Raw genomic sequence first — 1,130 nt, 5'->3', positions numbered from 1 at the left:
GTTGAAAGTAAAGCAATTTCTATATCTCCAAAATGACGAATTAGTAGGTTGACCTGAAGTTGATATGCTTTTAAAGTTTGTGGTGAAAATCCCTCTATTCTCTTATCCGATTCATACGTTTCCCATGCTTTTGATAATAACAAAATACATCTCTCCCTTTAAACTTCTATTTTTAAAGGAATTATTGACCTGATTCTAGAAATTTAAACGGAAGATACAATTCGACTCTATCGAAGCATTTAGTGAAAGAAGCAGGAATCAAATTTATAGTGACGAAACATATAATAAAGCATATTTTCGGAAAGGCGAATGAAGAGAATGAGTGGAAAACCTAATTTAATTTTAGATATAGCTGGGGTAATTGCTACTAATTTTTCACCGATATTTTGGGAGGTTCTATCTTCAAAATTTGATGCTACTTATGATGACCTCATTAAGTTCAGAAAGGACATTCGTGAGGAATTATGGACAGGGAATATTGAGGAACAAGAATTTTGGGATAGATTATTAAAAAAATTCCCAACAATCGATGTAGTATATGCCAAAAGTAGCTTAATAACGACTATAAAACCACTGCCTACACTTGACCAAATTCCAATATGGAGTAATTATTCAAAAATACATTTATTAAGTAATCACCGTATAGAATGGGTGAAACACATAATTGATCCTGTGCAAGATTACATAAGCAGTATAACTATTTCTGGCGATGTGGGATATTGTAAACCCCAGGTTGATATATTTTTAACGGTTAATTCAAATCTTGATAATAATCAGGATGTTTTATTCGTTGACGACCAAGAGAAAAACCTAATAGTAGCAAGGAATTTGGGTTGGAGTACCTTGCTGGCTGATGTAGAAGGTGAATGGACTAACAAAGTAACTCAACTTTTATATTCTTATTAAGCTAAAGGGGCAGTTTAGTTTAAAAAGAAAATGACTCAATAATGTCCAATAGAACCATATTGCGAAGTAAAAAAGAATCAAAAAAATAGAAGCGCCAAGTGAAGCTTCTATCTTAAAGTGAGTCATTTCAATTTTGATAATCAGATTAGTACCATCTTATAAATTGTGTACCAACGATATTTAAAAAGAAGAAAAATAATAGGACTTGATTTGTTAATTTACTT

General features: G+C 31.6%; 1 protein-coding gene and 1 pseudogene. One reads left to right on the top strand and one right to left on the bottom strand.

What is annotated here, in order from left to right:
- Window positions 1–143: pseudogene (locus tag V7138_RS25225) on the bottom strand (integrase); the annotation flags it as partial.
- Between the two features lie 175 nt (window positions 144–318).
- Between V7138_RS25225 and V7138_RS01085 the strand changes: the two are divergent.
- The gene (locus tag V7138_RS01085; protein WP_335393449.1) at window positions 319–906 is read left to right on the top strand and encodes an HAD family hydrolase; all 588 of its coding nucleotides are present in this window, start codon (window positions 319–321) and stop codon (window positions 904–906) included.
- Window positions 907–1,130: the final 224 nt, after the last annotated feature.

It is taken from the genome of Bacillus sp. JJ1533 (assembly GCF_036965045.1).
Classification (GTDB): Bacteria; Bacillota; Bacilli; order Bacillales; family Bacillaceae_L; genus Ferdinandcohnia.
The sequence above is the reverse complement of the archived record's forward strand: the minus strand, read 5'-3'. Positions and strand labels throughout refer to the sequence as shown.